The following is a 6991-nucleotide window of genomic DNA, read 5'->3' on the forward strand; positions in this document are numbered from 1 at the left end:
CGATGCTATTGAAGGGAGCAAGTAGTGGCTCACGATATAGCCCGCCCGCCCGGCAATTCTGAAACGGGGTTGTTTTTCGCCCCCACGCAGCAATCTGCCGCGCAAGCGGTGCCGTTGACCGTCCTCACCGGCTTTCTCGGAGCAGGCAAGACGACGCTGCTGAATCGCATTCTTACGGGCGATCACGGCCTTCGGGTCGCTGTATTGGTCAACGACTTTGGCTCGATCAACATTGACGCCGACCTCATTATCGGAGTTGAAAACGATGGCGACATCATCAACCTCGCCAATGGATGTGTCTGCTGCAACATCCGCGAGGATCTGGTCGCTGCGGTGATGCAGGTGACGGCGCGTCCCGAGCAGCCCGAATACATCCTGCTTGAGGCCAGCGGAGTGGCCGACCCGTCTGGCATCGCACTCACCTTCATGGACGAAGGCATGCGGGACCGCATCAGGTTGGACAGCATCATGTGCGTCTTGGACGCCGAGCAGGTATTCGCTGCACCGGAGATGATGGAACTGAAGCTCCGGCAGGTGGCCTTCGCAGACATGCTCATCCTCAATAAGGTCGATCTTGTCACGCGGGAGAAGATCGAGCGGATCAAGTCATGGCTCGACGACCGGTTTTACCGCTATCGGCTCGTCGAGGCATCTGACGGAAATGTGCCTCTCGAAATCCTGTTGTCGGTCGGCCGGTTCGATCCCTCCCGGCTCGAGGGCCCGCTTCCGCACAACCAGCCCATTCATTCTTTCGCCTGCGATGATCCCGCTTGCGGGCATCACCTTCACGACCATCGGCACGACCACTCCCAGGCCTTCAGTACCTGGAGTTACGAGACCGATCAGCCGCTTTCGTTGGAAGCGCTGCGGGAGACAGCTCGAAAGTTGCCGGCGAGCATCTATCGCGCCAAGGGCGTGATCTATTCGTCGGACGCTCCGACGCGGCGGGCGGTGCTGCAGGTGGTCGGCAAGCGCGTTGACCTCTCCTTGCAAGATGAATGGGGCGGGCGGGCACCGCGTACGCAGATCGTGGTCATTGGCGCTGCTGGCGGCATCGACGGGGCAATTCTTCGCGACCAGTTCCAGAAGGCCAGCGCGCCGAACCAGGCACTGGAGCAGACCAGCCCGATAATGAGAGCGGCGAGTTAAATGATCATCAGCGCCGCTGGGAAGGGGCCCTGTCGGCGTTCCAGTCGCCGAACCGAAGTTGCCGAAGCTGGATCGCCACGGGCGAGCCTAGTATCTGGATATCCTGGGCGAAAGGAAGAGTGGGGCTTTACAGGGAGACCTACGGTCATGCCAGGCACAACACGTCAAGCATTGGGTCCGAAGTATCCAGCCCTGACCGCGTAGCTTGCGCTGACCGATCAAGCGGGTGAGTATTGCGGCAATTTCGGGGCTCCACATCGTCCCAAGGATATAGGACCCACTGCCGGCACCGACCTTCCGAATGTGGATTATCGGAGCCCACCGATACACGCTGAGTAAGAGGGTCAGTACGGGAAAAATGCCAACCTTGAATTTTGGATTATCCAAATTCGCCACCAGCGCGTTTTACGATCGCATCTTGCCTAACAGCTTTCGCTGCTTGGATGGGCAGCCAAATTTTTGAAAGTCCTGCTCTCCCCCGTTGGAGACATTGGCTGGTTTGGCACGAGCGGCCGCTTCGGGTCGAACTCTCCAATGCTTCCGCCGATCTGCGAACCAGCTCCCCATTCCCAGCGGGCGCTGAATTGGCAATATACGCAGTGTAGGACTCGTTTCGACCGATCCGGTTAGACCATGAATCAGGAAATCCGACTTTTGGGCGCTGTTGCAGTCCGACCCGCCGTCCGTGCTCTCATATCTCAGTTCGAAGCGGCGACAGGATACACAGTTGCGGTCAAGTTCGAGCTCAATCCGACAGTAAAAAAGCAGATGAGGCTGGAGAGCCTTTTGACCTCGTCATAATCAATCCGCATATGGTTCAGGATCTGACCGCCCTGGGAAAGGTCAAGGTGGGGAGTCAGATAGCGTTCGGCCGAATAGCAATGGGCATGGCAGCCAAGGCAGGCAGTCGATCGCTCGACATAGGGTCCGTGCCAGCGTTCGAACACGCGTTGAAGAGCGCCAGATCAATTGCCTACGCCGCTGACGGAACCAGCGGCGGCTACTTCTCCGGTTTGCTGGAGCACCTGGGAATAGCGGACGAGGTGAAGCCCAAGCTGGTGGGCATATCAGGAGGGCAGACCGCGCTGTCTGTCGTCCGTGGAGAAGCCGAGTTGGCGGTCGTTCCCGTGACTTCGATTCTCGCCGCTCCCGATGTCATGCTTGTCGGTCCGTTTCCGGCGGAACTCCAAAGCTACATCGACTTTGCGATTGGCATCAGCGCCCATCCAAGGGACACGGAAGCTGCCAAGCAACTGTCGGAGTTTCTGATGTCGACTGACGTCGATGGCACCTTGGCGGCAAAGGGCGTCGAGCGCCGCTAAGGGCGCCACGCCACACGCGAGACAGCGCCTCTATTGGGTCGCCAAGGATGCTTGCCGCAGAAAGCCCTCAATCGCATCCGGGGACATCGGTACACTCAACAAATTCCCTTGCAGGCGGTCACAGCCTCGTTTCTGAAGCCAGTTCGCCTGAGTTTCAGTCTCGACACCCTCGGCGGTGACCCGCATTCCCAAACCATGGGCCATCGCGATGATGGAACGGACGATTGTCTGGCTTTTTTCATCGGTCGCCACGTCCCTAATGAAATATCGGTCGATTTTGATCGTATCGAAGGGGAAGTTCTTGAGGTATGCCAAGGACGAATAACGCGTGCCGAAGTCATCGAGCGAAATGCGCACGCCCAACACCTCCAGCGTATGAAGGGTGTCGAGATTGTTGGTGGTGCGCTCGAGCAAAACTGACTCGGTGATTTCCAGTTCCAGTCGCTCGGGGCGAAGATCTGCGGAATCGAGAATATGGGCCACGCGATCCGTCAGACCCTTGCGGAGGAATTCGGCCGGGGAAACATTTACCGCGACCGTAAAATGCGCTGGCCAGGCACTGGCTTGCCGACAGGCTTGCTCCAGCACCCATTCGCCGATCTCTCCCATTAGCCCGTCGGCTTCCGCCATGGGGATGAATACGTTCGGCGGAACGATGCCCGCAAATGGGTGCTGCCATCTGAGCAGAGCCTCGAAGCCGACAATCACACCGGCCTCTGCGAGAGGTTGGTATTCGATGAAGAATTGCCGCTCCTGGAGGGCGACGCGCAAGCTGCGCCGTAGCATCTCGCGCTGCTCCAGCATGATGAGCATGGAGCGATTGAAGGATCTGGCGCGTCCTCGCCCGTCGTTTTTCGCAGCATAGAGCGCAATGTCCGCCGCCCTCATCAACTGCTCGCCATCGTTTCCATCTTCAGGCGCGATGGCGATGCCTATGCTCGCACCCACGAACACGTCAATGCCGTCAACAGTGAAAGGCTCCTTGAACGCAGTGATGATCGCTTCCGCCAGGCGCTCGGCCTGGCCAAGCCGCCCGCCCCGTTGGATGGCTGCAAACTCATCACCCGCAAGCCGATATGCGATTGCTCCCTCGCTGAGCACCGCCTGCAGGCGTTTGGCCGTCTCCCGGAGCACGACATCACCCGCAGCATGACCGAGCGTGTCATTGACCGGTTTGAAATCATCAAGATCGATTTGCATGAGCGAAAGTCTTTCGCCGCCCTGCACCGGCAGGTGATTATCCAAATCGCTGCTGAATTGCCGGCGGTTGGGCAGTCCCGTCAACGCGTCGTGCATTGCCTGGTGTCGAAGCAGGATGCGATCATCGGTTTCCGGCTCTGACGAGAACGACAGCGAGGCTGCGGTCTTTCCGATCTCGAAAATTCCGATGAGGCCCGACCGGTCCCATCGGGCAGGTCGATACTTCTGGGAAAGCCGGTTGCATGCACCGACTCGACGACCAGCTTATGGTGCGAACTCAAGAGCTCAGGGTACACACTCCATATCGTCGCCTGCGATGATGCGGCGATCTGATACTTTCGCCCGAGCGCTGCAGAACAGCCGATAAGCTTCGCATCCTCATAGAACGAGATGAGATCCTCGGCTTCACTCCATGGTAAAGTAGGCGAGGCCGCATCGAAAATGCTCATTCCTGTCTCTTCGGTTTGGGCCTCTCGGTCAGAAGCCCTTTGGGATTTAGAAGCCGAGTAAATGGCTTTAAGATGTCGTCGCCACATCCGGCGGTTGTCGGGAACGTAACATACTCATACGCGCACTGCTATTCGGGCCGGAAGATTCATCTCAAGGTGAATGTCGCTCGCGGTCAGAGCCCACACCTGGGTCCTCTTGTTTGGTGGTAAGCGGACAGTGGCGGCGTCCCCGGAGCTGCGATTCGGTGAAGTAGGGCGCGTCAAACTTCGGAGGCCCAGATGGGAGCCCCACGCGTGCTTTCAGATGCCTTCATTCCTGAAGGCCCAAACCACTACAGAGGCAAGGTCCGCGAGAATTACGATCTGCCGGATGGCCGCCGTATCATCATCGCCACCGATCGCCTGCGCTTCAGTTGATAGACGGGGGCAGACAGCCGCATCATGGAACCTCCATTCCGAGCTCGAAACGAAATCCCTCCTTATGCGAACGCTCGAACAGATGGTTCGATGATCTCGTTACCCCGTATGTGCGATACTTCCCCGGTTGGAGGGGGGAGGCGCGGGCCAAGCCTGTGCCACTGAAGCTATCGTAGGCGATATTCCAGACAAGCTCGTCGCGCCCCACTCCTCATCCTCGCACAATAGGAAACGACACATTTGAATCCATCACGGCGTCTCTTTTATGAGAAGGTGGCGGATCGGCTCCCGGTCGACGAATTCCGACTTTATATGCCGGAGCACATGGCGCTGCCCCGCAAACGGAACCATGGTCAATGCTTCTTCGAACGAAACCCAGCGAAATTCGCTGTGCTCATGATTGATGACAACGGTCGCCTGGGATCTACGAAACCGACGAAGACCGGCAGCAAACTTATCGCGTCGCGGTCGGCTTCATAGAACTGCTCGCAAATGTCGGCAGAGTAAAATCGATGGCATGCCAGTCCGGTCTCTTCCTTGACTTCGCGGAGAGCGGCCTCCCATGCTTTTTCACCATTCTCGATGGTTCCGGCAACTTGGCACCACTCGCCGACCAGGGTGTGATCCCTGCGAAGAAGCAGGACCTCCGGCTGACCGTCCATGAGGCGCAGGAGCACGACGGACGCTGCGAAACAACGTACGGGGATGTCAGCCATCTGTCGCCTCGGGGTTTAAGTGGGATACGTCGGCCAGAATGACGACCGATCGGCTCTTCCAGAAATCATCCTGACGCAAATGGGTAATGCTTCCCGATCGCGCCGGAAAGCTCACATACCCGGCGGCATCGAGAGGCATCTTGATCCAAGCTGCGATGACGAACGTCAGCGCAAAGCCGTGCGTTACGATGATTTGCCTTTCGCACGGGCGCTCGACGATGGACTCCACGCGCCGGTAAACACGGCTCGCAATATCTCTGCGGGTTTCCGCATCCTCAATACGCCACGATGGTCCATCCGATTGTCGTCGGGAGCAGGTGTCTGACGCGCGGCTAACCAATCGTTGGGCTTTCCGCCGGCGGAGCCGTAGCGGATCTCCCGCAAATCGGCAGTGTGGACGACGGGCTGCTGAAGGCGCTTTGCAATGATCGCCGCGGATTGAGATGCGCGCAGAAGGTCGGAACTGAATATTTCGGCATCGCTGCCACCAACCATGCCCGCTAGGCGCTCGGCCGTTGCCCTGGCATCAATCTCACCGCGTGGAGTTAGGCCAGTGTCGTACCAGCCGCCGACTTTGTTCTCGACGTGATGGATAGATTGGGTGTGCGTCACGACAAAGAGGTCTTTCATGAGGTTTTTTCCGGCAGTGCCCCTCTAACTCGCGATTGAAGCGACAGCTTCGCCCCGACGGGAAGCTTAATTTCGAGTTGTAGTCAGCGTGATGGCGAAGTACTGAACGGATAGCAACTGTTCGTTGTCGCGGAAAGTGAGGGGACAGGTGAAGGTCTTCTTTGATGTGGACGGCGTGCTGATCGACGGCTGGCATGCCGATGTTACCCGTCGCAAACCTTGGGATGCAACGATCGAAGCCGACCTGGGTGTCGACCGCGATGCGTTTCAGCTCCTGTTCTTTGGCACGCCCGGCAGCCGGGCTGCCTCGCCTATGTTCGAATGTATCACCGGACGCCTTGACCTGAAGCAGGCTTTGGCGGCCGTTCTTCCCCAGGTCGGCTACAAGGGCGGGGTTGATGACTTCGTGCGCTATTGGTTCGAGAAGGATTCGAACATCAATCCGGAGGTGTCCGACTTAGTGCGGGAACTGCGCGAGCGTGGTGTACAAACCTTCGTTGCGACTGGACAGGAGCATTATCGAGCGGGCTATTTGTGGAACGAGCTGGGCTTCGTAAACCACTTCGATCGGATCTTTTATAGCGCCGAGATCGGCGTGCCGAAGAAAGATCCACGCTTCTTCGAAGCGATCAATCGGGCGCTCGAGATCGACCCCGGAGAGCGACCGCTGTTCTTCGATGATCAGCCGGAAATTGTCGAACTGGCCAGCCGTGCCGGATGGGATGCGGCCACCTTCACCTCGGCACAGAACATTCAACAGCACGCGCGCCTCAAACATTTATGGTCGTAGCAGAAGTCATGGCAGGCACATTCCGCAGGCGAGGGATACAAAATCATGCGCCTTAACCAAGTGACCGTGACGATGGCCGACCTGGATGCGGGTTGGCAGTTCTACTGCACTCTCGGGTTGCCTGTCTTCTCGTAAATATGCGCCGCCTTCGTCCTCCTCATCAAATGCGTGCCATGGCGCTTGGGGTCAAGTCCGATATTCGACACCCCACCGCTCGACAATCCTGCCATATTGCCGCGTCGACAGATGCGGCAATGCGTGCACGCGGCTCGGAAACAGGTAATCCCGTTCCCCGAGCCTGCGACTTCCAATCCATGC

Annotated in this window: 2 protein-coding genes and 6 pseudogenes; 5 read left to right on the forward strand and 3 right to left on the reverse strand. The window is 58.2% G+C overall.

Translation table 11 applies throughout. The annotated features are described in order from the left end of the window. Positions 1 to 24: 24 nt before the first annotated feature. Both N181_RS04490 and N181_RS04495 read left to right on the forward strand, forming a co-directional pair. Entirely contained in the window at positions 25 to 1149 is a 1125-nt protein-coding gene (locus N181_RS04490; RefSeq protein WP_080580077.1) for a CobW family GTP-binding protein, read from the forward strand. Positions 1150 to 1782: 633 nt separating this feature from the next. Beyond that, a pseudogene (locus tag N181_RS04495) lies at positions 1783 to 2471 on the forward strand (molybdate ABC transporter substrate-binding protein). A 30-nt stretch (positions 2472 to 2501) separates the two neighbouring features. Here the strand turns inward: N181_RS04495 and N181_RS04500 are convergent. Then, positions 2502 to 4120: pseudogene (locus N181_RS04500) on the reverse strand (putative bifunctional diguanylate cyclase/phosphodiesterase). A gap of 279 nt (positions 4121 to 4399) precedes the next feature. On the opposite strand from N181_RS04500, the pseudogene N181_RS32875 reads away from it, so the two are divergent. After that, a pseudogene (locus N181_RS32875) lies at positions 4400 to 4525 on the forward strand (phosphoribosylaminoimidazolesuccinocarboxamide synthase); the annotation flags it as partial. 261 nt (positions 4526 to 4786) lie between these two features. Here the strand turns inward: N181_RS32875 and N181_RS04505 are convergent. Both N181_RS04505 and N181_RS04510 read right to left on the reverse strand, forming a co-directional pair. Further along, positions 4787 to 5253: pseudogene (locus N181_RS04505) on the reverse strand (NUDIX hydrolase). After that, positions 5246 to 5883 (reverse strand): annotated as a pseudogene (locus N181_RS04510) (histidine phosphatase family protein). Before N181_RS04510 ends, N181_RS04505 begins: the two co-directional pseudogenes overlap by 8 nt. A 148-nt stretch (positions 5884 to 6031) precedes the next feature. On the opposite strand from N181_RS04510, the gene N181_RS04515 reads away from it, so the two are divergent. Both N181_RS04515 and N181_RS30980 read left to right on the forward strand, forming a co-directional pair. Then, positions 6032 to 6673, forward strand: coding sequence for an HAD family hydrolase (locus N181_RS04515; RefSeq protein WP_037436859.1), 642 nt, complete (start codon positions 6032 to 6034; stop codon positions 6671 to 6673). A gap of 45 nt (positions 6674 to 6718) precedes the next feature. After that, a pseudogene (locus N181_RS30980) lies at positions 6719 to 6793 on the forward strand (VOC family protein); the annotation flags it as partial. Between the last annotated feature and the right edge of the window lie 198 nt (positions 6794 to 6991).

The sequence above is a fragment of the Sinorhizobium fredii USDA 205 genome (genome assembly GCF_001461695.1).
GTDB classification, from domain to species: Bacteria; Pseudomonadota; Alphaproteobacteria; order Rhizobiales; family Rhizobiaceae; genus Sinorhizobium; species Sinorhizobium fredii.